General features: G+C 63.1%; 34 protein-coding genes. 13 read left to right on the top strand and 21 right to left on the bottom strand.

All coding sequences use genetic code 11. The features are described 5' to 3' along the window. Nucleotides 1–78 precede the first annotated feature (78 nt). Complete coding sequence (locus K368_RS27650) at nucleotides 79–201, top strand: hypothetical protein (RefSeq protein ID WP_280940251.1); 123 nt, start codon at nucleotides 79–81, stop codon at nucleotides 199–201. A gap of 132 nt (nucleotides 202–333) precedes the next feature. Here K368_RS27650 and K368_RS0123375 read toward each other — a convergent pair whose 3' ends face one another. Beyond that, nucleotides 334–711 (bottom strand): hypothetical protein, encoded by a 378-nt coding sequence (locus K368_RS0123375; protein ID WP_027174473.1) that lies wholly within the window; start codon nucleotides 709–711, stop codon nucleotides 334–336. A gap of 629 nt (nucleotides 712–1,340) precedes the next feature. Here K368_RS0123375 and K368_RS0123380 point away from each other — a divergent pair. From K368_RS0123380 to K368_RS0123390, 3 genes are all read left to right on the top strand, one after another. Then, the gene (locus K368_RS0123380; RefSeq protein ID WP_348625542.1) at nucleotides 1,341–1,817 is read left to right on the top strand and encodes a PRC-barrel domain-containing protein; all 477 of its coding nucleotides are present in this window, start codon (nucleotides 1,341–1,343) and stop codon (nucleotides 1,815–1,817) included. Nucleotides 1,818–1,942: 125 nt separating this feature from the next. Continuing rightward, nucleotides 1,943–3,145: an MFS transporter gene (locus K368_RS0123385; protein ID WP_245259649.1), complete on the top strand. Its 1,203-nt coding sequence runs from the start codon at nucleotides 1,943–1,945 to the stop codon at nucleotides 3,143–3,145. Between the two features lie 200 nt (nucleotides 3,146–3,345). Next, complete coding sequence (locus K368_RS0123390; protein ID WP_027174476.1) at nucleotides 3,346–5,109, top strand: ABC transporter ATP-binding protein; 1,764 nt, start codon at nucleotides 3,346–3,348, stop codon at nucleotides 5,107–5,109. 181 nt (nucleotides 5,110–5,290) lie between these two features. Here the strand turns inward: K368_RS0123390 and K368_RS0123395 are convergent, their stop codons facing one another. Together K368_RS0123395 and K368_RS0123400 are read right to left on the bottom strand one after the other, a co-directional pair. Then, a complete protein-coding gene (locus tag K368_RS0123395) occupies nucleotides 5,291–6,664 on the bottom strand; it encodes a M48 family metalloprotease (RefSeq protein WP_051439977.1) in 1,374 nt (457 codons plus the stop codon). A gap of 107 nt (nucleotides 6,665–6,771) precedes the next feature. Beyond that, on the bottom strand, nucleotides 6,772–7,569 hold the full coding sequence (locus tag K368_RS0123400) for a DNA-binding protein (RefSeq protein ID WP_027174478.1): 798 nt from the start codon (nucleotides 7,567–7,569) through the stop codon (nucleotides 6,772–6,774). A gap of 327 nt (nucleotides 7,570–7,896) precedes the next feature. Between K368_RS0123400 and K368_RS0123405 the strand changes: the two genes are divergently transcribed. After that, complete coding sequence (locus tag K368_RS0123405; protein WP_027174479.1) at nucleotides 7,897–8,910, top strand: TerC family protein; 1,014 nt, start codon at nucleotides 7,897–7,899, stop codon at nucleotides 8,908–8,910. Nucleotides 8,911–8,973: 63 nt separating this feature from the next. Here K368_RS0123405 and K368_RS0123410 read toward each other — a convergent pair whose 3' ends face one another. The 3 genes from K368_RS0123410 to K368_RS0123420 form a co-directional block, all read right to left on the bottom strand. Further along, nucleotides 8,974–9,744, bottom strand: coding sequence for an N-acetylmuramoyl-L-alanine amidase (locus K368_RS0123410; RefSeq protein ID WP_027174480.1), 771 nt, complete (start codon nucleotides 9,742–9,744; stop codon nucleotides 8,974–8,976). Nucleotides 9,745–9,765: 21 nt separating this feature from the next. Further along, nucleotides 9,766–10,491 carry a TerB family tellurite resistance protein gene (locus K368_RS0123415; protein WP_027174481.1) on the bottom strand — a complete coding sequence of 242 codons (726 nt, stop codon included), beginning with the start codon at nucleotides 10,489–10,491 and terminating at the stop codon, nucleotides 9,766–9,768. Between the two features lie 214 nt (nucleotides 10,492–10,705). Continuing rightward, nucleotides 10,706–10,975, bottom strand: coding sequence for a hypothetical protein (locus K368_RS0123420; protein ID WP_018042474.1), 270 nt, complete (start codon nucleotides 10,973–10,975; stop codon nucleotides 10,706–10,708). 220 nt (nucleotides 10,976–11,195) lie between these two features. Here K368_RS0123420 and K368_RS0123425 point away from each other — a divergent pair, with 220 nt between their 5' ends. Next, entirely contained in the window at nucleotides 11,196–11,774 is a 579-nt protein-coding gene (locus K368_RS0123425; protein ID WP_027174482.1) for a hypothetical protein, read from the top strand. Between the two features lie 296 nt (nucleotides 11,775–12,070). On the opposite strand, the gene K368_RS27695 is transcribed toward K368_RS0123425, so the two are convergent. After that, nucleotides 12,071–12,682 (bottom strand): phosphatase PAP2 family protein, encoded by a 612-nt coding sequence (locus tag K368_RS27695; RefSeq protein ID WP_081739654.1) that lies wholly within the window; start codon nucleotides 12,680–12,682, stop codon nucleotides 12,071–12,073. 336 nt (nucleotides 12,683–13,018) lie between these two features. On the opposite strand from K368_RS27695, the gene K368_RS0123430 reads away from it, so the two are divergent. The 4 genes from K368_RS0123430 (at nucleotide 13,019) to K368_RS0123445 (ending at nucleotide 15,655) form a co-directional block, all read left to right on the top strand. Continuing rightward, nucleotides 13,019–13,399 carry a hypothetical protein gene (locus tag K368_RS0123430; protein ID WP_051439979.1) on the top strand — a complete coding sequence of 127 codons (381 nt, stop codon included), beginning with the start codon at nucleotides 13,019–13,021 and terminating at the stop codon, nucleotides 13,397–13,399. Between the two features lie 52 nt (nucleotides 13,400–13,451). Further along, entirely contained in the window at nucleotides 13,452–13,661 is a 210-nt protein-coding gene (locus tag K368_RS0123435) for a hypothetical protein (RefSeq protein ID WP_027174484.1), read from the top strand. A gap of 249 nt (nucleotides 13,662–13,910) precedes the next feature. Further along, nucleotides 13,911–14,366, top strand: a complete 456-nt coding sequence (locus K368_RS0123440) for a S24 family peptidase (protein ID WP_027174485.1) — start codon at nucleotides 13,911–13,913, stop codon at nucleotides 14,364–14,366. Continuing rightward, the gene (locus tag K368_RS0123445; RefSeq protein WP_027174486.1) at nucleotides 14,363–15,655 is read left to right on the top strand and encodes a Y-family DNA polymerase; all 1,293 of its coding nucleotides are present in this window, start codon (nucleotides 14,363–14,365) and stop codon (nucleotides 15,653–15,655) included. Before K368_RS0123440 ends, K368_RS0123445 begins: the two co-directional genes overlap by 4 nt. A 72-nt stretch (nucleotides 15,656–15,727) precedes the next feature. Here K368_RS0123445 and K368_RS26380 read toward each other — a convergent pair whose 3' ends face one another. The 9 genes from K368_RS26380 to K368_RS26400 all read right to left on the bottom strand — a co-directional run bounded on the left by K368_RS26380 (nucleotide 15,728) and on the right by K368_RS26400 (nucleotide 21,317). After that, complete coding sequence (locus K368_RS26380; protein ID WP_081739655.1) at nucleotides 15,728–15,988, bottom strand: hypothetical protein; 261 nt, start codon at nucleotides 15,986–15,988, stop codon at nucleotides 15,728–15,730. Nucleotides 15,989–16,161: 173 nt separating this feature from the next. After that, on the bottom strand, nucleotides 16,162–16,440 hold the full coding sequence (locus tag K368_RS26385; RefSeq protein WP_081739656.1) for a hypothetical protein: 279 nt from the start codon (nucleotides 16,438–16,440) through the stop codon (nucleotides 16,162–16,164). A gap of 134 nt (nucleotides 16,441–16,574) precedes the next feature. Beyond that, the gene (locus tag K368_RS27700; protein ID WP_348625551.1) at nucleotides 16,575–16,808 is read right to left on the bottom strand and encodes a hypothetical protein; all 234 of its coding nucleotides are present in this window, start codon (nucleotides 16,806–16,808) and stop codon (nucleotides 16,575–16,577) included. A 322-nt stretch (nucleotides 16,809–17,130) separates the two neighbouring features. Continuing rightward, on the bottom strand, nucleotides 17,131–17,421 hold the full coding sequence (locus tag K368_RS26395) for a hypothetical protein (RefSeq protein ID WP_081739658.1): 291 nt from the start codon (nucleotides 17,419–17,421) through the stop codon (nucleotides 17,131–17,133). Nucleotides 17,422–18,142: 721 nt separating this feature from the next. Further along, entirely contained in the window at nucleotides 18,143–18,424 is a 282-nt protein-coding gene (locus K368_RS0123450; protein ID WP_027174487.1) for a hypothetical protein, read from the bottom strand. Nucleotides 18,425–18,515: 91 nt separating this feature from the next. Continuing rightward, a complete protein-coding gene (locus K368_RS0123460) occupies nucleotides 18,516–19,025 on the bottom strand; it encodes a hypothetical protein (RefSeq protein ID WP_027174488.1) in 510 nt (169 codons plus the stop codon). An 8-nt stretch (nucleotides 19,026–19,033) separates the two neighbouring features. After that, nucleotides 19,034–19,564 (bottom strand): hypothetical protein, encoded by a 531-nt coding sequence (locus tag K368_RS0123465; protein WP_027174489.1) that lies wholly within the window; start codon nucleotides 19,562–19,564, stop codon nucleotides 19,034–19,036. Between the two features lie 74 nt (nucleotides 19,565–19,638). Beyond that, nucleotides 19,639–20,322 (bottom strand): lysozyme, encoded by a 684-nt coding sequence (locus K368_RS25400; protein WP_051439980.1) that lies wholly within the window; start codon nucleotides 20,320–20,322, stop codon nucleotides 19,639–19,641. A 572-nt stretch (nucleotides 20,323–20,894) separates the two neighbouring features. After that, a complete protein-coding gene (locus K368_RS26400; protein WP_081739659.1) occupies nucleotides 20,895–21,317 on the bottom strand; it encodes a hypothetical protein in 423 nt (140 codons plus the stop codon). A gap of 218 nt (nucleotides 21,318–21,535) precedes the next feature. On the opposite strand from K368_RS26400, the gene K368_RS0123475 reads away from it, so the two are divergent. Together K368_RS0123475 and K368_RS0123480 are read left to right on the top strand one after the other, a co-directional pair. After that, a complete protein-coding gene (locus K368_RS0123475; protein WP_027174490.1) occupies nucleotides 21,536–21,808 on the top strand; it encodes a BrnT family toxin in 273 nt (90 codons plus the stop codon). A 28-nt stretch (nucleotides 21,809–21,836) separates the two neighbouring features. Next, nucleotides 21,837–22,088, top strand: coding sequence for a BrnA antitoxin family protein (locus K368_RS0123480; protein ID WP_051439981.1), 252 nt, complete (start codon nucleotides 21,837–21,839; stop codon nucleotides 22,086–22,088). A gap of 173 nt (nucleotides 22,089–22,261) precedes the next feature. Here the strand turns inward: K368_RS0123480 and K368_RS0123485 are convergent, their stop codons facing one another. The 5 genes from K368_RS0123485 to K368_RS27535 all read right to left on the bottom strand — a co-directional run bounded on the left by K368_RS0123485 (nucleotide 22,262) and on the right by K368_RS27535 (nucleotide 25,485). Further along, nucleotides 22,262–22,735, bottom strand: coding sequence for a hypothetical protein (locus tag K368_RS0123485; protein WP_027174492.1), 474 nt, complete (start codon nucleotides 22,733–22,735; stop codon nucleotides 22,262–22,264). Further along, nucleotides 22,732–23,172 carry an FAD-dependent oxidoreductase gene (locus K368_RS0123490; protein ID WP_027174493.1) on the bottom strand — a complete coding sequence of 147 codons (441 nt, stop codon included), beginning with the start codon at nucleotides 23,170–23,172 and terminating at the stop codon, nucleotides 22,732–22,734. The genes K368_RS0123485 and K368_RS0123490 overlap by 4 nt, the downstream gene beginning before the upstream one ends. A gap of 6 nt (nucleotides 23,173–23,178) precedes the next feature. Continuing rightward, nucleotides 23,179–24,258, bottom strand: coding sequence for an FAD-dependent oxidoreductase (locus tag K368_RS0123495; RefSeq protein WP_155935298.1), 1,080 nt, complete (start codon nucleotides 24,256–24,258; stop codon nucleotides 23,179–23,181). Next, nucleotides 24,204–24,908 carry a phage terminase large subunit family protein gene (locus K368_RS0123500; protein ID WP_245259650.1) on the bottom strand — a complete coding sequence of 235 codons (705 nt, stop codon included), beginning with the start codon at nucleotides 24,906–24,908 and terminating at the stop codon, nucleotides 24,204–24,206. Before K368_RS0123500 ends, K368_RS0123495 begins: the two co-directional genes overlap by 55 nt. Before the next feature lie 175 nt (nucleotides 24,909–25,083). Beyond that, nucleotides 25,084–25,485 carry a hypothetical protein gene (locus K368_RS27535; RefSeq protein ID WP_245259651.1) on the bottom strand — a complete coding sequence of 134 codons (402 nt, stop codon included), beginning with the start codon at nucleotides 25,483–25,485 and terminating at the stop codon, nucleotides 25,084–25,086. A gap of 196 nt (nucleotides 25,486–25,681) precedes the next feature. Between K368_RS27535 and K368_RS0123510 the strand changes: the two genes are divergently transcribed. Next, nucleotides 25,682–26,338 carry a YoaK family protein gene (locus K368_RS0123510; protein WP_027174496.1) on the top strand — a complete coding sequence of 219 codons (657 nt, stop codon included), beginning with the start codon at nucleotides 25,682–25,684 and terminating at the stop codon, nucleotides 26,336–26,338. Nucleotides 26,339–26,401: the final 63 nt, after the last annotated feature.

The raw sequence follows: 26,401 nt of genomic DNA on the forward strand, positions 1-26,401 counted from the left end.
TCTCATCGAGGCCGCAGAAGCATCGCCCGATTCAGACAATGCAACGATCCCTTAAACTCGATGGGGAACACTCCGAGCATGATCATCGCAGTCGTTGCCCTCGCCATCGTCGCTTCCGGCGCGTTCCTCGCTGGTCTTGCCGGACTCGTGGCCGCCGAAAGTCGGAGCGCAACCGATACATCTGGCGTCGACTTGATCTGACCGTCGTGATCGCGCAATCGCGCGGTCCGCATTCGGCGTCCCCGCCGTACGGAATCGAAATGGGCCTCTCTCGATCACCACCGCCTCGCCGGAAGCGGGAGGCGGCGGTGATCGGGAGATCCTGACCGCATTCTAGAATTTGCCGCCGAGGCCGACGCTGCCCCCAGAGCCCATCTGTGGCGCGAGGCCACCGGAGCTTGAGCGGCTGGTCGTGTCGCCTTCGATATCCTCGCGGCGGATACGCCGCTCCGTCTCCGCCTGCGAGCGGGTCTGACCACCTGCTGATTTCGGCAGGTCGAGCCGCCGCGTCGGCGCGGTCTGCAGAGGTACGCCATCGGGGTCCACCTCGGCGGCCCGGGGGCGCTGGGCGCCCGGGACCGAACCGCGCATGGACGGAGGAGGTCCGACTTCGCTCTCGGGCATGACGCCGGAATTGCCGGACAGCGCCTGACATCCGCCCAGGGCCGCCGCGATGAGCGCCACGGCGCAGGCGTTCGATGAGATACGCATCGACTTGATCCTCAAAAAGTATTCCACCCTGGTTCGCGCGGGTGGTCCGCCACGCTTGCGCGCATCTCTACGATGCACAAACGGCGAAAACCAGACGATCGCAGGGCGTTTGTCACACCTCCACCCTCGACGTGAGGGAAAAATCGGGGTGATCGTCCACCGGATCGTCTGGACACCCTCCATGCTCCGCGCCACCATGGTCGCGACGGTCCGGTTCTTGCCAACTTCACATCGCGGTGGGTCGCATCGTCGCCGATCGACCCGCCTTCATCCACAACTTCGCCTTGGTCCGCCCTCATACGCCGTCCGTCCCATGGCAGGTGGGAACTCATCGGAACGGCCCAGTTTGAGCGGGATCCGGCGAGCTGCTTCTTCGGGGAACGCACGTGTTCAGAACTGTCCGGATGGTCGCCGCCGCGTCGATCACCCTTTGGGCCGCAGCCGCCGCAGCGGAGGGGAACGCCCCGGTCAACGGCCAGGCGAGCGACGCAGCTCCGGTCGCTCCCGCTGCCCCTCCCGTCCCGCCGCCCGCAACTGCTCCGCTGCCTGCGGCTCCTCCCGCACAGCCTGCGGCCACCGCACCCTTGCCCTCGGCGGGTACGCCAACGACAGGTACGCCGGCGACAGTCTTGGACACCCAGGATTACGAGGGCGTGCTCGGCAAAGGCGTACGCAGTTCCACCGGCGAGGATATGGGCCGGATCATCGACATCATCCTCGACAAGGATGGCCGTCCACGCGCCGCCATCATTGATTTCGGCGGCTTCCTCGGGGTCGGCTCCCGCAAGATCGCCGTGGACTGGCGCTCCATGCGTTTCTCGCCCGATGGCAAGCCGAGCCGTCTGGTCCTGCAGTTGAGCCGAAACCAAGTGCGCGTCTCGCCGGAATACAAGCCGGGAGATCCCATCGTGGTCCTCGGCCCAGCTAGCCCCAGCGTTCCGCCAGATGGCGAGCCGGCACCAGCGACCGCATCGAGCCAGGTTCCGGCGGCTCAAGCGCCCGTGGCCCAGCCCGCGGCGCCGGTCCAAGCTCCGGTGGCGACGCCGCCGAGCGCTGCGTCCTCTCCCGCGCCCGACAAGCCGGCTGAGAGAACGCCGGACAAATGACGGCATCCCGCTCGCAGAATCGTCGCGTCATCAAGCCCCGTGAATTACCGCGGTCGGAATTTCGGCCGCGCGGAGCTGTTCGGCGCGACGCATATGCAGAGAAGCCCGGAGAGGTTTCCACCGACATGCAGGCTGTTTCGGTGAGGAGCAGCCGGGGGCTCGACGCTTTCGCGTTCTTTGTCGCGAACCTCCAGACCGGGTTCGGTCCGTTTCTCGCCGTGTACTTCACGCAGGCGCAGTGGACGCAATCCGACATCGGTTTTGCCTTGACCGTCGGAAGCCTCGTGAGCCTGCTCGGTCAGGTGCCGGGCGGTGCCTTCGTCGATGCCGTCCGCTCGCGACGCTTCGCGGCAGGGCTCTCGGTGGTGGCGATCTCGCTCAGTGCCTTCGCTCTCGCCATGTGGCCGAGCTTTCTCATCGTTCTCCTCGCAATGGCGGCCCATTCGGCGGCGAGCTGCATCCTGACACCGGCCATCGCCGCCATCAGCATCGGGCTGGTGGGTCATAAGCGAGCCGGCGAGCGGCTCGGGCGCAATGCCAGCTTCTCTGCTCTCGGCAACGCGGTCGCGGCGGCACTGATGGGGGCCTGCGGCTATTACCTGTCGAACGACGCGGTGTTCTACCTCACCGCCTTCCTCATGATCCCGACCCTGATCGCGCTCTCGTTCATTCGCCCAGGCGCAGCGCCACTGCAGGTCCGCCAATCCGAAACAGTGGAAGCGGCCCCCAGGGAAAGCGCGCTGAAGGCCATCGTCACCAACCGCCCCCTGCTGTGCTTTGCCGCCTGCATGACCCTGTTCTTCCTCGCCAACGCCGCCATGCTGCCGCTGGTGGGGAGCATGCTGACCCTGCGTGCCAGCGAGACCGCCACGGCACTGATCGCCGCCTGCATCGTGGTGCCCCAGGTCGTCCTGGCGATTTCCGGGCCGGCCGTCGGACGGGCCGCCGAAAAATGGGGCCGCCGCCCGCTTCTCCTCATCGGTTTTGCCGCCCTGCCGATCCGCGGCCTTCTCTTCGCCTATACCGACAGCCCGGAACTCCTCGTTGCGATTCAGGTCTTCGACGGCGTCTCGGCGGCCGTGTTCGGCGTCATGGTTCCTCTTGTGGTATCTGACGTCACGCGGGGCACTGGACGGTTCAACCTGGCCCTCGGCGCGGTCGGGACCGCCATGGGGATCGGCGCCGCCCTGTCGACTTCGCTGGCCGGAATCATGGCCGATCATCTCGGCAGTCACAGCGCCTTCCTGGGCCTCGCCATCGTCGGTCTGGCCGGCTTCGCGCTGCTTGCCCTGATCATGCCGGAAACCCGTCAGTCTGAGGTGGCCTGAGGGGTGGCGCGGCACCGAATTCGCTTGCCGCTCAACACCCGTTCAAGTTTCCTCTCTACAAACGGGCAAGCTTGACGGCAGCCTGCAACGCTTGGACGAGATTGGCGTTGCGACCTATAAGTTCACGGTTCCGTGCGGCCTGCTTGCGGGATCGCGCCTGCATCTGACAGTTAAATATGAGCACCGGGATGGTCACCCATATGGAAGACCTCTGCGTCTACGCCGACAGGCCCTTCGCGTTCGTCGCCCGCTATCTCAAGCGGCGGGCTCTGCCCCATCTTGTGATCCTCTGCGCCGTCCTCGGAGCCGTCGGGTTCTCGGTGAGCACGGATTACGCACTCAAGGGTGTCGTCGACGCCCTGAGCAAGGGGCCCGAGGCGGGCTTGATCTGGGGTGCGCTGGGGATCCTCATCGCCTTCATCGCCGCCGACAACATGCTCTGGCGCGTAGCGAGCCTTGTCGGGTCGTTTACCTTCGTCGGTGTGACGGGCGATATCCGCCGCGATCTGTTCCGGCACATGACCGGCCACTCGCCGTCCTTCTTCGCCGACCGGCAGCCCGGTACCCTGGCCTCGCGAATCACGGCGACCTCGAACGCGATCTTCACGGTTGAGAACATGTTCGTGTTCAACGTGATGCCGCCCTGCGTCGCGGCTTTCCTGTCGATCGTCTATATCGGCACCGTCAACCTCACCATGGCGGGCGTTCTGGCCGGCATCTTTGCCGCCGTGGTCGTCCTGATGTTCAAGATGGCGGCTGCGGGAAAGCCGCTCCATCACGACTTTGCCGCCAAGGCCGCGAGCGTTGATGGTGAGATGGTCGACCTCGTAGGCAACATGCCGCTTGTCCGGGCTTTTTCGGCGTTCAAGCGTGAATACAAGCGGTTCGACGGCACCATCGGCGTCGAGATGCGCTCGCGCCGATCCTCACTGCTCTACCTGGAGAAACTGCGGATCGTTCACGCGATCCTCACCGTGTTTGCTGTACTCGGGTTGCTCTACTGGGCCATCACCATGTGGGAAGCCGGTCAGGCGACGAATGGACAGGTGGTCCTCGTCTGCACACTCGGCATCCGCATCCTCGCCGCCACCCGGGACCTCGCCGTGGCCCTGGTCGATGCCACCCAGCATACAGCCCGCCTGTCGGAGGCCCTGCATACCCTGCTCCAGCCCCATGACCTGATCGACCATCCGGAGGCCATGCCGCTGTCGGGAACGGGCGCCGAGATCGATTTCGATCACGTGGCCTTCTCCTATCCCGATGGCCGCGCCGTGTTCACGGACTTCAACGTGAAGATCGAGGCCGGCCAGCGCATCGGCCTCGTGGGCAAGTCGGGCGGCGGTAAGTCGACCCTGTTCTCGCTGCTCCAGCGCTTCTACGAGGTCCAGGGTGGGAAAATCCTTCTCAATGGTCAGGACATCAACCGGGTGACCCAGGATTCCCTGCGCGAGGCCATCACGGTGGTGCCGCAGGATGTCTCGATGTTCCACCGGACGCTGCGCGAGAACATCCGCTATGGCCGGCCGGACGCGTCGGACGAGGATGTCTGGAAGGCCGCCGCGGCAGCGCATTGCACCGATTTTATCGAGGCGCTGCCGGAAGGCTTCGACACCATCGTGGGCGACCGGGGCGTCAAGCTGTCAGGCGGTCAGCGTCAACGCATCGCTATCGCCCGTGCAATCCTGAAAGATTCGCCGATTCTCCTGCTGGACGAGGCGACTTCGGCCCTTGATGCGGATTCAGAGGAGGCGATCCGGCATGCTCTGGCCAACCTGATGAAGGGGCGCACCGTGATCGCCATCGCGCATCGTCTCTCGACGCTCAAGGATTTCGACCGGATCGTGGTGCTGGAGGGCGGGCGCATCATCCAGGACGGATCACCGGACAAGCTCACGCATCTCGACGGCTTCTATCGCGAGTTGATGAAGAAGGAATCGATGTCGATGGCACTCGCCGCCGCCTGACCGATCAGTCGGCGGCAAGTGTCCCGCCGCCCTCGATCGCGCGGCTGAAGGTAGCTGCTCGACACGGCTTTTGAAAAAACTCAGCGGCTTTTCCCATCCCCGGATTGGGTATGGGAAAAGCCGTTGGCGTCAATCACCGTTCAGTCGGGCGGATCTCCCGCGCAGCCTCATTTGTGTTTCATTACTCGACGACGAGCTTGTAGCTTTGTCCCGCCCGGATGACGGCGCCCCGCTCCAGCTCGTTGAGGACGAGAAACCGGTCCAGGGGACGATCGGGCACCACCATCCTGCGTGCCATCTCGTCGGCCGTGTCGGCCGGGCCAGCGGCCACGACCTGGATGCGCAATGGGCGCAGGGATTTCACTTCGTCGGGGCCGACGCCGGACAGACTTTCGGTCCAGCGCCGGAACGCACCGTCGGGGTCCGTGCTGCCCTTGGCGGCCATGATCATGCGGAAGGTGGTCTCTCCCACACGGACGGCTGCGAGGCGGAAGGTCCAGTCCTTGCCGCGCGACATCGCCGTCACCGCCGAGTTGCCGGCGATCATGCGATTCTCCACCGAGGTCGCTTCAATGCTGTCGCTCCAGGTGGCGCGCAACACCTCCTCCAGGCTCTGGCCCACATGGCTCTCGACCTGATCGAAGAGCAGCCGGCGGCTTCCCTCCCCCGTGGCACCGAGCACGGCGTTCCGCGTGTTCTCGATGGTGAACCCCTCCGGCACCTCGAAGGCGATGCCGAGACTCGGATGAAGGAAGCGACGGCCCTTGACGATGCCGTCACCCGGATTGTCGCCATAGGCGATCCCGTCGATGGCGGAGAGATAGCGGGCGCGTTCATCGACACCGAGGCCCGGCGCACCGATGAGGCGCGCGGCTCGTGTGACGAGATTGATCCGTTCGCTGGTGCCGGGATGGGTGGCGAGCATGTCGGGCTCGCCGGCCATGCCCGTCCCTGTCTTCATGTTGGTGGTGCGATTGAGGGAGTTGAGGAAACGCCCCGCGCCGAACGGATCGTAGCCCGCACGGGCGAGCGTCCGCACGCCGATCCCGTCGGCCTCGAGTTCCTGATCGCGGGAGAAGCGGGCCAGGGCGAATTTCGACTGGTTCTGGAGTTGCGCGCCGGTGGCCGGATCGTTGAGGACGTCGGCGACCACCCGGCTCACCAATTGGGAGCGCAGGGCGAGTTCGGTGCGCGCCGTAGCATGGCGCAGGGTGACATGAGCGATCTCATGGGCGAGGACGGCTGCGATCTCCGACGTATCGCTGGCGAGAGCGAGCAAGCCCCGCGTTACGTAAAGACGGCCATTCGGCAGCGCGAAGGCATTGATGACCGGCGAATCGAGCAGCGTGACCGCGTAGGTCTCTTCCGGACGGTCGGTGGCCTTCACCAAACGGTCGGTCACCTCGGTGAGCAGGCGTAGAGCTGCTGGCAAGCGGTACTCCCCTCCGAACGAAGCCACGAGCTTGGCATGGTCGGCATCGGACGCGGTCCGCTCCCGGCCGGTGGTCCGGGGCGCTTCGACGGGAACCTTGATCGCCGCCGGCTGCAAGACCATGCCGCTCTGGTCGGAGCTGCAACCTGTCAGGATGAGCGTCGAGACCAGCAGCCCGCCTCGGACCGCTCCATATCCGCGATGTCGTGTCTGCCCCCCGCTCATGCCGTTCAGCGCCGAAGCGTCCGCTCCTCATCCAGAACTTCGATCATGTCTGCGCTCGCGATATCGAGGGTGGGGCCGCGCCACGCTTCCACGATTCCGCGAACCCGGACGATGCGTCCCCGCAGCGTGGCCGCACTCAGACCACGTTCGCGCAACCGCCGCCAAGTGCGCTTCGACACCGTGACCGTCAAGCCGTCCTCGCCTCGTCTGGCGAAGTCGAGATAGGTCCGCGCCGGGCGCTCGCCGACATTCACGACGCGGCCCTGCGCCACGATGAAATGCCCCGTCGCCTCACGCAACGCGGCACCGTCCCGGCCGTCGCGGACACCCGCCTGCCACAGCCCGCGCGTCGCCGAGCGGGCTCCAGATTCCAGGGTCAGCAGCGCGGGCCGGCAGAGCGTATCGCGCTCCCCCGCATCCGCATAAGCGAGCCCCGCTTCGATCAGACCGCCGGCCAGATCGATGGCTTCGCCGGAGACGGCCGCATCTACATGCACGCGCCCCCAACGGTCGATCTCGCCGCGTGGCACGAGGGTCAGAGCTCTGTCCCGATGGTTGAGCATCCAGGCACGCGCCTCCCCATCGTCCTCTGCCGGCCAGCGGATCCCGTCGAGGACGGCGCGGTCACCCGATGCCAGTACCAACTCGCCGCGTACCCCGAGCCCGGCAAGCGCCTCCTGTCGGGTCGGCCCGCTCCTGCATTCGGGCACCATGGAACGTACCGCCTCCGCCCGCGCCGCGCCGACGAGGACTAACACCGCGCTCGCCGCCCCCACAATGCGTTCGGTCTGCCGCCCGATCATCACGCGCTGCATCCTTGCCCGCCCGGTTCCGCACCGGAGCAACCAGACACCATTGTGGGGCGTCGTAGCTCACCAAAACAAGGAAGCGACGAGGCTGGCGGATGGTTTGCCCCGTTCTGCGGCTGGCAAGCCACATCATTCACCTGCCAGAACCTCCTGTCGGAAGGACGGTATCGTGACGTGGCGGTGACATCCCTTGATTCCAGCCCCGGCGGTTCCCAACTGACGGCAATCGGCTGCGGGCCCCTCTGGCGGATGCGCGTCCACGCCTTCCGTGATGTCGGAGCCGATGCTTTCCTGCGTCTTGCAAAGCATCGACGGTCCCAAATGGTCGACTTTCTCTTCATCGAATGGCTTGGCAAGCCTGTCTGGATGTGGCTCGGCTTCCACGCCCTGGTCGCGGGTCTTCTCGCCTTCGATCTCGGCCTGTTGCACCGGGACAAGGACCACGAGATCGGCGTCAAGGAGAGCCTTCTCCTCACGGCGTTCTATTTCAGCCTCGGCCTCGCCTTCGGCGGTTGGATCTGGTGGTATTTCGGTGCTCAGCCGGCCCAAGAATATGTCGCCGGCCTCGTGGTCGAGAAGTCGTTGTCCATGGACAACGTCTTCGTCATCGCCGTCATTCTCACCTCCCTCGGCATTCCCCGCGCCGCTCAGCACAGGGTTCTGGTCTGGGGCATCCTCGCCGCAGTTCTCCTGCGCGGGCTGATGATCGGACTCGGCGCCGCTCTCGTGCATCAGGCGGCCTGGGTGCTGTCGATCTTTGCCGCCTTCCTGATCTTCGCCGGGTTGAAGATGCTGTTTGGAAAGGAAGAGGAGGCCGCCGACATCCAGGACAACGCCATGGTGCGGATGCTGCGCAAGGTGATGCGCATCACGCCCGAGATGCATGGCCAGCGCTTTGCCGTCCGTAAGCCGGATCCCAAGACCGGGAAGTCGGTGCTTTGGTTCACTCCTCTCGCCCTCGGTCTGATTCTCGTGAACGGTGCCGACGTGATCTTCGCCGTCGATAGCGTCCCGGCGATCTTTGCCATCACCACGGACACCTTCGTCGTCTACACCTCGAACATCTTTGCGATCCTCGGCCTGCGCGCGTTGTATTTCGCCCTCGCCGCGATGGTCGACCGTTTCGCCTACCTGAAGACGGCCCTCGCTTTCATCCTCATCTTCATCGGCACCAAGATTGTGGTCGCCGACACGTTCGACCTCGTCCACGTACCGCCGTGGGTTTCGCTGGCGGTGACTCTGGTGCTCCTCGCCGGAGGCGTCGCCTACAGCCTGTGGCGCACGCGGGACGTTGCCACGCACGAAAGTACCGAGGGCGTGTCGCAACGCGCCTGAGCGGATGGACCCGTCATTCCTGGTTCCGCATCCTAGCTGTGCAACTCCGCATGACGGCGTCGCTCAGCGTGACGGCAATCCAGCCAGTAGGTCTCGCAACGTCGTGATCGTTGACGCGTCGGCGACCCCGTCCACGCGTTCCTGCCTGAACCTGCGCTGGAAGGCGGTGACCACGGCCCTCGTTCGCGGGTCGAAGATCCCGGTGACCGGAATGTCGTAGCCATAGAGCGCGAACATCGCCTGGAGCGCCTCGATCGGCTGGCCGGCATCCCCCTCCGCGAAGAAGCGCCCATCGCGAATGGGTGCAGCCGGGACGTGATGTCCGACCCCGGCTGCCGCCAGTCGGTCCCAGGGGAAATGCTCGCCGGGATCCTCCTTGCGGTCCGGCGCCACGTCGGAATGTGCCAGCACCTGCCACGGCGCGATGCCCCAGCGCGCGATGATGTCCCGCGAGAGCGCGATCACCGCGTCGATCTGTACGGACGGGTAAGGCGGCAAGCCGCCGACATGCCCGCCATTGACGATCTCGACCCCGATGGAGCGCGAGTTGATGTCTCGCTCCTTTCCGGAGGCGGTGCGGCCCCATGCGCCGGCGCCGGCATGCCAAGCGCGACGCGATTCCGGCACCATCTGGATCACCCGTCCGTCCTCCAGAACGACATAATGCGTCGAGACCTCGGAAATGGGATTCGCCAGGCGCTGCAGGGCGGCGGCCGCATTCTCCATTCCCGTATAATGAAGGAGAAGCATGGTCGGCGGACCGCCTTTTCGCTCGCCGTGATTAGGCGACGGCATCACGCTGGTCGCCACCGGACTTTCTGGCGTGGGCTTCATGCGGCTGCTCTCCCGTGCGCGTCAGCGCAGACGTCGCTCGGCGGCGATCCGGTCGTAGGCGGCGTTGATCGCGGCGAGCCGCGCGGTGGCGATCGTCACCGCCTCGGGCGGAACGCCGCGGGCGATCGCCCGGTCGGGGTGGTTCTCCATCACCAGCGCCCGATGCCGGGCTTTTATTTCCGCATCGGTCGCCCCGTGGTCGAGATCAAGGACGAGGTAGGGATCGTCGGCGAGCCGCACGTGGCGGGCTGCGATGCGCCGGAAGGCGACATCGTCGAACCCGAAGGTTTCGGCGACGGCACGCAGGTAGCGTTCTTCCGCCTCGTGAATCGCGCCATCGGCCTTGGCGATATGGAACAGGCCGTCGAGGACGTCCTCCAGCAGAGCCGGCTCGTCGCGAAACGCCGTCGCCATCTGTCGCGCATAGGCTTCGAACCCTGCCGAGGTGCCCTTGGCGAGGTCGAACAGGCGCTGGACCCCGGGCCTCTCCCGTTCGCTTACCTGGACCACCTTGGCGAAGGCTTCGATCTCGGAGGGCGTTACCACCCCGTCGGATTTCGCCATCTTGGCGGCGAGAGCCACGAGGCCGGTGGTAAAGACCACGTCCTTCGGTGTCGCGCCGAACAATGCCCCCTCCCGATCCACCAGGAAGTGACCGGCGACCCCGCCTACCAACCCGCCGATCGGCCCACCGATGGCGAGGCCGATCCCCGCCCCCCCGAGCTTGCCCCAGATACCGACGCTCACGCCGCGCCACCATCGTCAGCGAAAGCAGCGTTTGCGAAAAGGGGATTGAAAAGGTCTTGAGGCAGCATCGGCATCGCAGGGCATCGTCGACCGGCCATCCGCCGGGTCAGCCCCGCATACGGCAATTTCTACCTGTTCGTCTTGTCTCCGACACATGAAAAAGGGCCGAGGCATGCACCCCGGCCCTTCACTCCTCCCAAACGGGAGAACGATGTCAGCGGCAGTAAACGTCGCCGTATGCGTCGCGGTAGGTGCCGTAGGGGCAGCGCGGAGCCGTGCCGGCACCGATGATCGCGCCGCTGGCTCCACCGATGGCGGCACCGGCCAGGGCGCCGCCCGCACGACCGGTGGCAGCGCCGCCGATGGCTGCTCCGGCCAGAGCGCCGAGGCCGGCGCCACCGAGAGCACGATCCTGCGGCGTATTGCAGGCGCCGAGGGAGAGGGCGAGAGCCCCGGCGAGGGTAGCGGCAATGAGCTTCTTCATGGTCCCGAGACTCCCTTGTGCGTTTTGTGGCCCGGCTTATCGCCGTGGTGACCTTGCGCAACGTAGCTTAGCCATTCCGTTCGTGGAATGCACAAGGTGAGGAAACGGTTCCAGCCACGCTTTCCGTTCCGGCAGAAAACCCTCTACTGATGCACGCCAGACACCTCGGGCGCCCCTCGCCGGACGCCCGGACGAAATCCAGGACCGTTTCGAGGAAGCCATGCTGCGTGCCACCGCCATCGTCCGCAAAGCCGCCATTCGCCCCGATTCCGTGGCGGACACCGTGACCCTCGACCATGCGGGACGCCAGGAAGCGGCCGCGATCCTCACCGGGGCGGCAGGTTTGAGCTTCACTCTGGCGCTGGCGAAGGCTGCCTCCATCGAGGACGGCGATGCGTTTCGTCTCGAGGATGGACGCCTGGTGACGGTTCGCGCGGCGTCGGAAACCCTGCTCGAAGTACGGGCGGAGAATCCGGCTCGCCTGTTGCGGCTGGCCTGGCAGCTCGGCGGCAACCACGTCCCGGCGGAGATCGGTGCCGACGTCCTTTATGTTCCGGCGACCTCGGCCAACGCCGAGCTGATCCGTGGGCAGGGCTGCGCCGCGACGCCGGTTTCCCGGGCCTTCAAGCCCGAGCGCGAGGCCCACGACCACAGTCAGTGCGGCCATGACCATGGCCATGGTCACTCTCATGACCACGGTCACGATCATTCGCATGCGCACGATCACGGACACGCAAAGGACCTTGCCGATCACGGCCATGCTCATGTGCATGGACCCGATTGCAAGCACGATCACTGATCCGGGCAAGGGCGGTAGAAGCCGCTTCGTCGAAACCGAGCTGCTTATTAATGCGGACACCGTGACACCCAGCGATATCCGTTTCTTGGTTGCGCCGATGATGGATGGGACGAATTGGAGCTCTCCTCAGAGGAGAAAGTGGGGGGCTCACTACGTCATGCTGTAAAAAATGCTGTAGCTTATGCAGGCTAAGGCGCGCCTAGAGGATACGGTTAGCGTTTGTACCGCGTCGTTTCGGCACTAGCTGAGAAGTGGGTGAGGAAGAGGGCGAGAGCCGCGTGTCCCCGGACTTTCGATCAGGAACCTGCCTTCCGGTGGTGGCCCGTGAGCCTGTTGACCGCCGACTCTGCAGCAACACCAATGAGGGCGCCCGTGAGCACGTCCGCGGGGAAATGCGCCCCACGCAGGACCTGAGCTGCGACGACACCAGCCGCGGCGACATATGCGGCACTTCTCACATCTGGATAGGAACGAACGGCGGCGCAGGCGACGGCAGTACTCAGCGCGGAGTGCCCGGAGGGGAAGGATTGCCACGGCCCATTGCTAGTTCCGGGCCACCCTCGCGCGTAGACCCCCTCGTCCATTAGGACGTTTGGGCGTGTCCGATGCACCGTACGCTTCAAGCTCGTTTTCACGACGCTCGCCACAATACCGGCTTGGAGCATGTGTCGGCCTGCCTCAGCCAAGCGGCGGTCGCGCTTCAGCATCCCCAAAGCCAAAGTGCCAGCAGACAGAGCTAGCAGCGACTTCCAACTTCCAATTTCGCTAGCTAGCCCTAATGCACGAACTGCAGGATGATCCTTGGCGCCGGCGAGCTTCAGCCCGAACGTCACGTCTGCAGCCTCGAATTGACTGGCGGCAGTGGCAGGCTGTGAGTGCGGCATTCGAAACGGCGGTGGCGCAAGCATGGCCGTAAACGCACGCCCTTAAAAATCGTTCGCGTCTACGCTGATGGGCAAAGGCGCTTGTACTTTAACGGGGACGTGATCCCCTTACCGAAGGCATTGCTCGACGGCCGAAGTACGGAAGAGACAAGGGGACGCGTGGCATGCGGTTTAGGGATGTCGGACCCGATCCTGGACTCGGTGTTGCAATCGTCATCGCGATGGCGGTGACCATCGCTCTTGGGTTCATATTTGGGCTTATCGGGTGATGCCGTTGAGCCGCTGCCTGTGACGCTCCGGGCATAGCGCACCTGCCTCACCTCCCCTATCCCGTCCGGCCCATCACAGCCGTCGGGCCTCATGTCAGCATCCCCAGCCTTCAAGATCGAGCCCGGTAGCCCGCAGGCGTGGCGCGAAGCATTCCTCGACATGAAGCCGAACGTTGTCCCGTGCCCTGGACTGACGCCCGCCGGCTGGCAGGGTGTTCATACCGCCACCCTCGACTTTCTCGACAAGTACGCTGACGAGGCCGGCCGTCTGGGCTGGACGACGCTGCAGCTCTTCGGCGTGCATCCCGACCTCGGCGTGATCCGCTCCGATTTCTGCGGGGCCATGGTCTTTAGCGGCGACTTGGTGTCGAAGGTCGAGGCAGACTTCATCCGGTTCGAGCGGACGCGGTACTTCCGGGATGTGCCGGGCCGACCGAAGGGGGCCGTGCCGATCTGGGCGGTGAAAAGGTAGGCGATCTGGGGGCGTGCCCTATCTCGTCGCAATCACCGCTAGCGAGATAAGCATGAGCACCGAACGCGCCGAGGGCTACCACGAGGCTTTGTCGAACGTCAGGAGTACGATCCAGCGCAGGTTGAGTGAGGGCGGTGTGTCGGAGGATGGGAAGCTCGAACTGTCGAACCTTGTGATTATGCTCGACGACATGCTGCAGCCCACCCGTAAGGTTCCTGAAGCTGGAAGCGATGCGCCGCAGCCGCTGAGTGGCAGCTTCTGACGAAGGCGATTGCAGACAGAACGATAGCGCCCCCATCCCAGCAAAGCCCGGCACGGAGTGATCCGACCCGGCCTTGTCGTTTCAGGCGGTCTTGAGGCTCTCGGCGAAGTCGTCCGGGATCTCACCGAACTGGCCTAGGATCGACGCGCCATCCACAACTCTCCACAGGCTTGCACAGGCCGCCTGCGGTTAAGATTGACCTGGAACCGCTGGCCTGTTTGTTCTCTTTTCGTTCTAACGGAGAGGGCCATGGGCGTCTATCGAATCGACGAGCTGACGCCGGATGGTACCGACGTTGTCCACATCCCCATCATGGGGCCGGCGCTCTGTGCCGGCTTCCCCTCGCCTGCTGACGATTTCCTCGAAGGCTCGCTCGAACTGCCGCGCTGGCTCGCACCGAACCCGCCGGCCACCTTCGCCTGGATCATCTCAGGCGATTCGATGCAGGCCGCCGGTATCTTCGATCGCGACCTTGCCGTGGTCGACCGAAGCCTGAAGCCCTCGCACGGCAGCGTCGTCGTCGCGGCGATCGATGGACAGATGTCGATCAAGCGGTTCCTCGTCGATGGCAACGTCGCGCGTCTCTCGTTCGAGAACCCGGACCTGCCGGCCTTCGCTGTCGAGGAGGCCGGCGAGGCCGAGATCTGGGGCGTGGTTCGGTTCTCGATCCGCTGGCACATTGCCCGGGCGGGCCTCGTCCGATGAGCCGTGCCATCGCGTTGATCGACGGCAACAGCTTCTATTGCTCGTGCGAGCGGGTGTTCGATCCGAAGCTCGCCCGCGTCCCGGTGATCGTGCTGTCCAATAACGATGGCTGTGCGGTGGCCCGCACTACCGAGGCCAAGGCGCTCGGGATCAAGATGGGCGAGCCCTGGTTCAAGATCCGCGACCTGTGCAAGCGGGAGGGCGTACGGGCGTTCTCGTCGAACTACACCCTCTATGGCGACATGAGCGCTCGGGCGAACGCCGTCTATCGCGACTTCTCGCCAATGGTGGAGATCTACTCCATCGACGAGAGCTTCCTCGACCTATCGGACGTGCGCGAGGATCGGCGCGTCGAGCTCGCCCGCGACCTACGCGCGACGGTTCGGGCCTGGACCGGCATTCCGACCTGCGTCGGGATCGGGCCGACGAAGACGCTGGCCAAGCTCGCCAACCACATCGCCAAGACGATCCCGGATCTCGATGGCGTCTGCGACCTGTCGGACGAGAATGAGCGGGCGGCCTGGCTCTGTCGCATGCATGTGGGTGAGGTATGGGGCATCGGCCGCGCTTCGCTTGCCAAGTTAGAAGCTATGGGCGTCGATTCCATAGCGGATCTGCGCGACCTCGATCCGCGTCCGGTCCGCAAGGCGATGACGGTGGTGGGCGAGCGCATCATCCACGAACTGCGCGGCGTCGCCTGCCTGCCGCTCGAGCTGATGCCGGCGCAGCGGAAGGGCTGCGCCGTGACGCGCTCGTTCTCCAGCCGGATCGAGGACCGGGCGACATTGGAGCAAGCGGTGGCCACGCATGCGACCCGGCTCGGCGAGAAGCTGCGCCGGGGTGGCCTTGGCACGTCCCACGTCTCAGTCTTCTACCATACATCGGAGCATGACCGCGGCGACCCGATGCGCTCGGTCTCGACGACGGTCACGCTACCCGAGGCGACGAATGACACGCTGGCGCTGATCAAGGCGGCGCGCGAGGGCGTCGCGCGCACCTGGCGCGAGTCGCCGGGCGACCGACCGTGGCGCTACAGCAAGGCAGGCGTCATTACCACCGACCTGAAGCTGCTCGAGGAGACACAGCGAGCCCTGAACGGCCAACTCGATCGCGAGCGCAGTGCTCCGCTAATGGCGGCGATGGACGAGTGCAATCGCCGCTTCGGACGTAGTGCCGTCGTGCCTGCTCGAGCCGGCCTGGAGAAGAAGCGCACGTGGTCGACGAAGTTCGAGATGCGTAGTCCCCGCTACACGACACAGGTCACGGAACTGCCGACTGCGCATGCGTGATTGAGGCCCAAACGAAAAAACCCGCCGCGGCATGAGCCGGGGCGGGTTTGCAAGTTGCTCAGTCGTGACGACTCAGCGGCTGCTACCACCGGCACTGCTGTTGGGAATGGCCTGCTCGGGACGGCTGGCATTGCCGCCAGCGGCCGAATTCGATGTAACGGTATCTGCTCCGGTGGCACCACGCGAGATCACAACGTCCTGGCCATTGCCAGTTGTGTTAGACTCGTTTTGGATCACCGTGCCGCTGGTTCCCGGCTGACGGGGAGGAGTTTCCTGGGCAAAGGCGGGGGCGGCAATCAGCGTAGCGATGGCGGTAAGAATTAGTTTGTTCATCAGAAGTCTCACATCAGGCCGCGAAATCGCGCCCGCGTGAGATACGTCTCGACCCCTCCTTCAGTTTCGTCGAGGCTGTGTCGCACCAAAGGGCACCTGCGAAAGAAAACCCGCCACGGCGTGAGCCGGGCGGGTTGATAGCGTTAGGGGATGCCTAGGCGGATGCAGTTGGCTCAGTATCCGTAGCGGCGAGCGCGACGGTGGTTTTGATCCTGGCGGCGCAGGTGTGCGCCATAGCGACGATCGTGGAGCATCTGCCGACGAATGTGCTTCCGATAATTATGCTGGCGGGAATGGCCATAGCCGGACCGGTAGCCGTACTGAACCATTTCAGCTGCTGCGGGCTGCTCCAACGAGGTGGCGTTGGCGGCTAAGGGCGCGGCCTGAACAGTTGAAGTCAGGCCGGCACAAACGAGCGCAGCGGCGAGCGCGATGGAGCGCAGGTCTTTCATCGGGTATCCTTCCTTGTGGGTAGGACGGATGCATGTAGGCCGCTGAAGCTTGGCTTCAACAAAAAACCCGCCGCGGCGTGAGCCGGGCGGGACTGAGATGGGCAAGCTGCTGAGTATACCCGAGATTGAAATGTCTATCGCCCGCCTGTTCCGCCACCCGCGCTTCCATTCGGAAACGCCTGCTCTGGGCGACTAGCGTTTCCACCGGCTGCAGAGTTTGTAGTTACCGTGTCTGCGCCAGTCGCTCCATAAGATATGACCGTGTCGCGGCTGTTGCCGGTGGTGTTCGGTTGGTTCTGAATGACGACGCCGCGCTCGCCGTTGGGTGGGAACACCCCCTGCGCCATAGCCGGTAGGATCATCATCATTGCGAGTGCTGAAGCGCTCGCGAGGATTGGTAGGCGCATCATGGCACGTCCTTAATCTTTAGGGAGACGTGTCAATCCGTTCCGTCGAAACGTGTTCCCGCGGCCAAAAAACCCCGCTCCGGTTCTCATCGGGCGGGGTCATTTCGTGCATTTAGAACACCCAGCTTGCGCGGCGTGCGGGGGGCTGTCAGCTCAGCCGATTGGGGTAGCGTGAGCGTCACGCCCATTTGTTGGGCACTCCGTGGCTTGCCGTCGTGCAATCGCAGAGGCCGAATATCGTGTAACCCTATCGCGCGCCGCTAAAACCCTATCGCATCTTCCATTATTGCTTTGATTTTACCTCAGCACTTACTTCAGCCATCGCCCGGTCACTATGCGTCTTGATTATATTTTTAATATCTGATGGAGTTGCTGCCCACGCGACTGCGGCGAGGAATATGATGGTGGCGACGCCATACGCAAACGATTGCATAATACCTAGCCAGCCCAATAATAAAGGAACAAGACTGACCGCAACAGCAATGGGTACAGATTTTGTCAAGTAAATCAAAGAAACGAAGCAAATTGCTGCTAATGCTATAGGCTTAAAAAATTTAGCTATATTTTGTTCCATTGTGGCATTCCGCGCTGTCGCAAGCCGGTGCGCTTAGCGTAATGCTGCAGCGCGACATCGAACAAGGGCTGTAACTTGCATGTATTGACAATACCTTGCAACCTGCTGATTGTGCCTATTTAGCATCACAACAAGGTTTTAAGCGAATAATAACTTATGTAAGCATGCGCTTTTACCGCGCGTGTGCGGCATCCAAGCAATCGCGGAAAATCCTGCTAACGTTAAACATAGGAAATTGGACAATGCATTTTTAGTAATTCGTAGATAATTAGAAATGGCGCAGTTTTTAAAAATCTTAATTTTTATACTGGAGTTTTTCTAGGTGGTTTTGCCGTAGTCAATCCGTCAGCAGGTTTAGTATTATATTCATATGCTGCCTGACTGATTCTTTACGAATGATTATCGCCGGTTTAATCTCTATATTTATTCGAGAATAAATAAATTTTACTCACTTGTCTGATAGTTCAACAAGTTTCATTTATCGCGGCATGTCTTGAAAAACGGCGCTCCTTCGACATTGCACCTGACCACCGTTTCACCCCGCGTCATCGGCTGCAAGCACTGATGGACGAGGTTCCAGGAATAGACCGGTACCACGCGATAACCGGCATCCCAAGGCCCGCAAAAGAAAACCCGCCGCGGCGTGAGCCGGGCGGGCAAGTCGTTCAGAATAGCATATGGGAGGACAGCTCTTCTGTACGGTTGCATATGGCATGCCACGTCAGGCGTGCGCGTCGCGCCCATGCGTCCGGTTCTCGATGGCCTGCTCACGCTCGATCGCGGCCAGCAGGCCCGTCTGCGCCTTCGCCTCCTCCCGAATGATCCGCACGCATTCTGCAATGCGGCCGGTGTCCTCGGTCTGCCGGCGAGCGAGGTCACGAAGCTCCTTCATGACATCGATGACCTCACGCCTCCCCTGCAGGAATGGGGGCGGAACGTCGGCCAGCGTCGCGGGGGCCGGCGCCGGCAGGTGCTCCTTATCGCCCCTAGCCCGTGTCACCATCCAGCCGATCGGATCATCGTGCACCCGCCGACGAAGATCTGCATCACCTCTTGGCGGGCGATGGTGTTTCCCAGAAATTCCAGCCACCCCATCAGCCGGCGACCCTTTCGAGCTTGTCGAGAGCCGCACCAAGCCGGCTCTTGCGCGAGACACCGTCCAGGACGGCAATGTAGACCGACAGCGCCTCGAACCATGCGAGCGTGCCGAAGACGGGAATGTTGAGGCTGGGGGAATGGGCGACGGTGAAGGCGTTGTAGATCAGCGCGAACGTGAACTGCCCCATGATGAAGCAGCTCACCGCCGCGCCGAAGGCTCGGAAGTAGGCCCCCTTCGGACCCACGACCTGGTTGTTGATGAAACCGTTGAGGAACAGGGCCATCACCCTGATGACCCCGACGCAACCGAAGACCATCGCCATGTTGGCTTCGCTGGCGCCCATCTCGGCAATGGGGCGCAGGGCGTTACGCTCCATCGTGTCGCCAGGCATGGCGAGCGTGAAGGCGATGAGCACCATCATCGAGGCCATGCACCACTCGAACAGCCGATAGGTGCTGTACGGCCCGGCCGGGTGCATCGGGAGGAAGGCGCGGCGGTACGGCATCTGCCCACCTACTTCACGAACGACAGCGTCGACAGCGCGTTGACCAGCGGCGTCAGGGTGTTCTTATCCGACACGGTCTCATCGAACTTAAAGACGCGGAACAGGCGCTCGGAGATGCCCTTCGGCCCGCCCATCTCCTTGATGAGCCACTCCGGGGTCGAGCCGAGGATGCGTTCCAGTGCGACCTTCAGGACGGTGAAGCCGACATCGACATTGAGCGCCTTTCCGGCCGTGGCGCCCGCGACGGCGTTCAGGGCATAGTCGGCGCCAGTCTGAAGCGCCCGGTCGATCCGCTGCGTTGTTAGCCACATGGAGACCCACCAGGGCAGCTTCCCGGCGGCGTAGGCCACGGCAGCCAGCACGACCGGATACAGGGCCTCCACCGCGACCTTGAACAGGGCGTTGGCCATGTCGCCCCACTGGATCGGGAGGACGGTGGTCGAGGGCGTGGCGCCCTGCGCGAAGGCCGCGAGCGGCAGGATGAGGGAGACGGCGACACAGGCGAACGCCAGCGCCGCGAGCAGAAGCTTGCGGGTCATGATGATCTCACGATGTGGGAGGGCGCGCGGCGGGCCCGGCTGGCTCGGGTGGAGCTACGGGAAAGCGTAGGGTTTCAGGCTTTCGAGCCGAAGCGGTCATCCAGCCAGGTCAGGAAGCGGGCCAGCATGTTCGGCTGGGCCACCGCCGTGGGCTCGAGCAGCGGCTTGGTGATCGGCGCGGGCGCCGGGGCCGGTGCTGGTGGTGGCGTCAGTCCGACATAGTTAGGAATGCCGAGGCCGTCGGACGGCGGCATGTCCAGCGGCACCAGCGTTGAAAGCGGCGCGCTGACGGGCTTTGCATCCGTGCTCCGAGCCTTCGGCGCCGCCTTGGTGTAGGGCGTTAGGAACTGGTCGCGCTCTGCAGTACGGCGCGAGATCATCTCTTTGTTCTTCGTCCACGACATGATCGCGGTGGCGCAGCCCTTCCGGTCACCAGCATTGAGCAGGCGCAGGAACGTCGATCCCTTGAAACCGCCCACGCCGATGTTGGAGGCGATGGAGATCAGTGCATCTCGCTCGTGATCCGCGACAGGCACCTTGATGCAGGACAGGATCGGCAGGGCGTGCGAGGCCAGATCCTCGAGGAAGAACGCATCGGCCTGCGCCTGCGTGATGATCTGGCCGAGTTTCACACCCTTGATGTGGCCATAGCCGATCGTCGGCACGCCGACGCTGTCGAGGTAGGCTTTCAGCCGCACGCCTTCCCGCGATTTAAGCGCGGCAAGGCCAAGCGGCGTCATGATGGCGGACGCGGCCATTGTATTCTCCGGATTTTTGTGAAGATTGAGGGATAGTTAGTTGAACCAAGCCGCAGATCTAGCCGGGAACATATCAATGGAAAATTCAGAGATGTTCGATGAAGAAGAAATTTCCAGCTCAAAATTTGAGTTAATAAAGCAGTATATGAAATCGATAGGGCTTCAACTATACATTGATACTGGTGATACCGTAATTTAATCCCTCAATTTTAGTGCGCCAGCATGGAGCGGGCTTAAAGTAGACGAAGAAAAACGGCGCTTATTAGCGCCATATCTCCATTAGAACGCAGGGATATATTTATGGAAAATTATGAAAGACACAAGCATGTTCACCAGAAGCAATACGAGCGACTAGTTGATCGCAACTATACCGAGGAAGAATTGACTGAAATAGTCACTTTCCTTGGCTCATCTATCGGCCGGCGCTTTTGGGATGCTCATGGTCGCATGAAAGCGTATGCTGAGACATTTCTTTAAGAAGTCGGCGAGAAAATCATACAAGAAGTTGTCGCTAGCCTGACAAAATACTATTGTTTTTTATAAAACCAGAAATCTTGTTGTGAAAAGCAGGTTTAATTCATTTGCTTGGTCCCGTCTGGAAACTCGATCAGACGGCCTCTTGCTGCCTCTGCAACGAGCTCAACATTGTCAAGACATAATCGTTCAATTATAAATCTCGGTGTCTTTTTATTGCATGCTATCCGCGCACGAACACCACAGTCAACGTCAGATGACATTTTTAGAAATAGCTCTGGACTAAGCTTTCTCTTTGACGCTACCATAAAGCGAACTCTTTCATCAGCGTCATCTGCCAAAATTTCGAGAATGCTAATCGGGACTGATTTATTGTAAGCAACCCAAAAGCGCATCTCGGGATGGTTGGCAACGAGCTCTAGCCAGACCTCGTGTGGCGCGGGCTCTGACGCCGCCCGTTCATACTCTTCGGGGATCTCGCTATTGCGAAGACGGATAAATTCGTCGGCAGAGGCTATCATGCGTCGCGGATATCATATGGTGCGATCTCGCGAACCGTCGCCGTGCGGGGTCTTTGATTGGCGTCGACGCACCGGGACTGGACGCAGTTGTGTTTGGGGCGGTGCCACCCGGCAAATGGCTGGTAACTGACCCTGCGCGGCGACCGGCCGGCTCGGATTATTAAATGTAACTCTATTTAATCGTTGACGGCCGCATTTAATAGAGCTACGAAAAATGCATGGCGATCACGTTCCACCCCGCGAAGCGAGACAAGGCCCTGGCCGAGCGGGCCATGGATTTCGCTGCCGCCGCCGCTGTGTTCGCCGGCCCTTGCTTCAGCTTCGAGGACAACCGCGCCGACTACGGCGAGACCCGCATCATCACGATTGGCCTGCTGGCCGGTCGGATGGTCGTCATCGGTTGGACCCCGCGCGGCGACGACCAGCACGTTTTTTCGATGAGGAAGGCCAATGACCGAGAGCAAAAGAAATACGCTCCCCTCCTCCGCTGAGGGGATCGGCCAGACCGATCTGGTCCAGATGGATGCGCATGTGATTCAGCCGGAGGAGTATGACGAACTGCCGGAGATCACCGACGAGATGATTGCGCGCGGAGCGCCCGGCAACGGCCTGGAACTGGCCCGCCGTCGCCGTGGCCGTCCTCGGGTTGAGAACCCCAAGCGCCAGGTGACGCTGCGCGTGGATGCCGACGTGATCGACGCCATGCGGGCGACCGGGCCGGGGTGGCAGGCACGGGCGAACGAAGCCCTGCGCGATCGGTTCAAGGCATAACCCTACGGCCTGCGACCGTGCCGGGCGTGGGGCCAGTTCGAGCGCGTGCCGCCCCGTCAGTACCGCTCGGATTGGCTCAGCACCCGGCCGAACAGACTGATGTTGATCCGCAGGTTCTGAACGACGAAGGGCTTGGCGTAGATGAAGCCCGTCCTGCGAACCTGCGGTGGGATCTAGATGATCTTGGCGCCCTCGTCTACGCCGTCATCCTTCAGGATGTCCGTCAGGGGCGTATTCGGCGAAAGCAGCTCGACACCGTTCCCTCCAGTCTCCGTGTAGATGTCGAGACGCAGCGCGGCTGGCACCTCCGTTGCCCCCCAGAGCACGAGTTTGGTGAACATGAAGGTGTCCGTGCCCTCCTCGCATAGCGGTTCAGACTCGATCTCGTCGCCCACGGCGCAGTTGAACTTGTAGTACTCGGTCAGGAGGATGCTGCCGACCTGCAGGGTCCGGTAGCGCTGGGAGCCCTGGATGTTGTCCGGATCGTCGATGCGAACGATGCCGGCAGCGATGGGCGGCCGGGCGACCACGATGCCGTCGCCGAGATGGACCATCGGGCCGACGCTGCCGACGGACAGGCTGCCGCCTGTCGAGCCGCCGGAGCTGCCCGAGCCGGTGTTGTACGGGGGGAACCATCCGTCACTCATCGTTTCGCACCCATCTGATCGAGCTTGGCGAGCAGGGTCGACACCGGCAGCATGCTCACGGGAATGCCGGCATCGATCGCGAGGCAACAGGCCACCGCCGCAGCCTGCGCGGGGCCGCTCATCGTGGTTTCCATCCGGTATGAACAGAACACCGTCCGCGTGATGGCCGGGTTGTCGACCTCGACGAGGTTCGAGATGATGCCGGCCGGCGGGAGGAAGATCTCCCACGGCAGGCCGAAATAGGTCTTGTCGATGTCGATGTCGCCGTCCTGCCGCGAGCCGCCGCCACGGTTGACCAACCAGTTCACGAGGTGGCTGTCCGCATGGCAGCCGCCGCGCGAAACGCTGTTCCGCACGTTGGCGTAGCCGATATCCATCTCGGGTGAGAGCAGGATGCGCCGGCTCATCATGCGAACGGTTTCGCGAGCGTAGATCATGCTCGATCAGCCGCGCTGGAAGGCGAACTCGTCGACGTTATCCCGCCAGGGCAGCTTCACGCGCTGCATGTCGGTTCGGAACGCGGAGGGCACCTTCGACGAGTTGATGGCGGTGTAGAAGTGCCCGCACATCACGTAGTAGTGGTCTTTCTTGAACCGGAGCCGCTCAGCCTTCGTCTTCGCCCGCCCATAGATGCGAGGCAGGCCGTATTGATCTTTCCCGTTCGTGGTCAGGATGTTCGGGCCGATGAATTGGACCGAGATCATGTTCTGATATTTGCTGTAGGCCTGCGCCCGCTGGATGTAGTCGGCGAAGTCCTCTTCGAGGTATCCCTCCGGCGGCTGGATTGGCAACCCGTTCGGATCGTCGATGCACCACGTCATGCGGTAGTCGTATCCCTGGATGCCCTCGTCCGCCTGCCCAGGCAGATGGTGCGGGTATCCCTGAAAGCCGCGCCAGATGTCCCCCTTGGCGTTGCGGATGCGGTCGGCCTTCAGGTTGCCGCCGGTTACCATCGAGCCGGCCTGCCGCTCGCCATAAGTGAAGCGCGACTCGGACCGGCCGATGCCGTAGGGAACGCCTGCGGCCATGCCGAGTTCGGCGCTGTAGCTGGCGCTGATCATCTGCCGGCAGGTGATCGTGTCGCCGTTGCTAAGCGTGACGACCTTGCCCTGCCCGCCATCATTGGTTACCCCGACAACCTCGATGTCGACGAGGGTTTTGGCATTGCCGATGGCGAGGTCGCGCGCGTAGACGGCGCTGCTTGGGGTGTAGCGCTCGGGGAGGTCGCCGTACTGGTTGCCGTAGCCAGCAGTTTCCGGCGTCTGTCCCGTGGGCTTGGTGCCCTCGATGTAGCCGTCCGCCTTAATCTTCGTGATGGTATTTTTGAACAACTCCCGGCCGCGGCCCCAAAGGGTGTCGCTGTTGGCGCTGACGCCGACATAATCGGGGATGCCGAGGCCGCCGGAGAACAGCCCGCCCCTGACGTGGTGCTCCTCAATGATCATCGGCACCTTGCCGAGATCGGCTACTACTTGGCAGGCAGCCGTGCCGGCCGCACCGCTGCCCATGATGAGGACGCGCAAACGTAAGCTGTCATCGGCTTAGCCTGGCGTTCCTCGGCGAGGTCGATGGGCGGACCCTCGCCACCGGCCGACAGCGGATATTTGTCGATCTCATCACAGCAGAGCAGCCGGATCGGCCGCATCGCGAGGTTGGTCGGGCTGTTCGACCCAACGAGCGTGATGTGATCGCCCGGAAACTGCTTGTGGGTCAGTGTGGCGCCGGCGTCCTTCGCCTTCGCGTCTCCGAACAACTCGCGCAACGCCTTCGAGTCGCGGATCATGGGGGCCAGCCGGTCCTTCGAGAAGGTCTCGGCTGCGTCGTCCTTCGGCTGGACGACCAGGATGGGGCACGGATCGACGTGGATGAACCGGCCGAGGATATTCTCGATGACGGTGGTCTTGAGCAGCTGGGTACACGCCATCAGCGTGATCTTGCTGACGCCGGGCTCGGTCGCCGAGAGCATCGGGCTGCGCGCCACCTCGACCCGCGAGGTGATGAACTTGCCGCCGTTCGACGATTCCTTGCTGAGCTTGCGAAACTCCTCCGCCCACTCAACCACATTGACCTGAGGAGCCGCTTTCGCGCCGGCGCGCCAGTTACGGCGCAGGCTCTCAAGGTTGAGGTAGGGTCGCTTCCGGCTTTCCGAGCTGTTCGAGGTGTTCAAGGACATGCGCGGTCAGGACCGTGGTGAGTGTGCGCGCATCGACCCCCAATCGGTCGGCCATGATCGTTGCGATGCGGGATGGCCACGCTTCCCAGGCATCGCGGTAATCGCGGGCCAGATCGAAGAAGAGCTTCTCGGCGGCTTCCCGGTTGACCAGGCTGCCCTGCTTGACCTCGTAGTCCTACTTCCGCTGGAGGCCGAGAAAGTTCTCCTTCCGCCGAACCGCCTCTTGAAGGTCGAGGTTCGGATCGTCTGGGTCGAAGTCGAGCGAATCGTCGGTGGCGGCAGTGATCTCCGGGGCGCGGGACGCCGGCGCCGGTTTCGGACGCTCCGGCTTCTCGCACGGATCCGGTTCGTCCCGCACGGTGGCGCGGATCGGACGGTGTGAGACCCCTCCGCGGTATTTGGCCGGGCGCTGGTCGAGCTCCCATTCCGTGGCGTCGACATCGACGAGGCCGGCGTCGGTGAGCTTGAGGAGGCCGAGCCCCTTCCACTTCGTGACGATCGCCTTCGAGACGCCCCGGTGCCGGGCGAACTCGGCTTGGTTCATGGCCGCCTGCGGGCGTTCACTCTGCGCGTTCACTGTTCACCGTTCACGGGTTTTCAGAGTTCACCGCTAGGAACATTGGGGGCCCCGACCACCCGTATAGGGTTGGAGGCCCCAGGGTTCCCGACGGTTAGGATGGGCCGCGGGTCCTAAGCATGAGGGCTTGTGAGATCGGCGATAGCGAGGTGGTAGAGAGAAGCTGATCCCCTGTGCTACCGCTAAGGCCCGCAACATGAACCGACCGTCGCAACTTACCTTCGGCCTGCTGCTCACCGGGCTGGCCGGCTACGTCGACGCGATAGGATTCATCCAGCTGACCGGGCTCTACACATCGTTCATGAGCGGCAACACCACGCAGATGGGGGTGTCCATCTCTCACGGTGCGGTGGACGGTATCGTAAGGCCGGCCGTCTTGATCGCCACGTTCCTGCTCGGCTCGACGATCGCCAGTGGCTTGTCGATCGTCACGCCCGCGCCCTGGAAGACGACGATCGTTCTGACCTACGAGGCCATCCTGGTCTTCGGAGCGTTCGCCCTGGGGCTGCAACTGCCTGATCTGGGTCTTGTGTCATTCTTCCTGGCTCTCGCCATGGGTGCGCAGAACGCGGTTCTCGGCTCGGTGCAAGGCTTCCGAGCAGGAACGACCTTCGTCACTGGAGCGCTGTTCAGCCTCGGCCAGAAGATCGCCGCTGCCTTTACGAAGACCGGGCCGCCTCTGGGGTGGGTTGGCGATGCCGCGGTTTGGTTGGCCCTACTGATCGGAGCTATTGGGGGAGCCGCTGTCTACGGCTCAATTGGTATCTTCGCCTTGATCTTGCCCGCTGGCCTCACAGCCGGCCTCGCGATTCTGGCCGCGCTATTCGCTCGGACGCATCGGTTTCAAGCCTGAAGGGCAACTGGTAGGCGCCGAAGGTCGCTCTGTTTGACCGCTCATCACCGTCCGATACCGTAC

Origin of the sequence: Methylobacterium sp. 10, assembly GCF_000519085.1 — a bacterium.
In the GTDB taxonomy this organism is placed as follows: Bacteria; Pseudomonadota; Alphaproteobacteria; order Rhizobiales; family Beijerinckiaceae; genus Methylobacterium.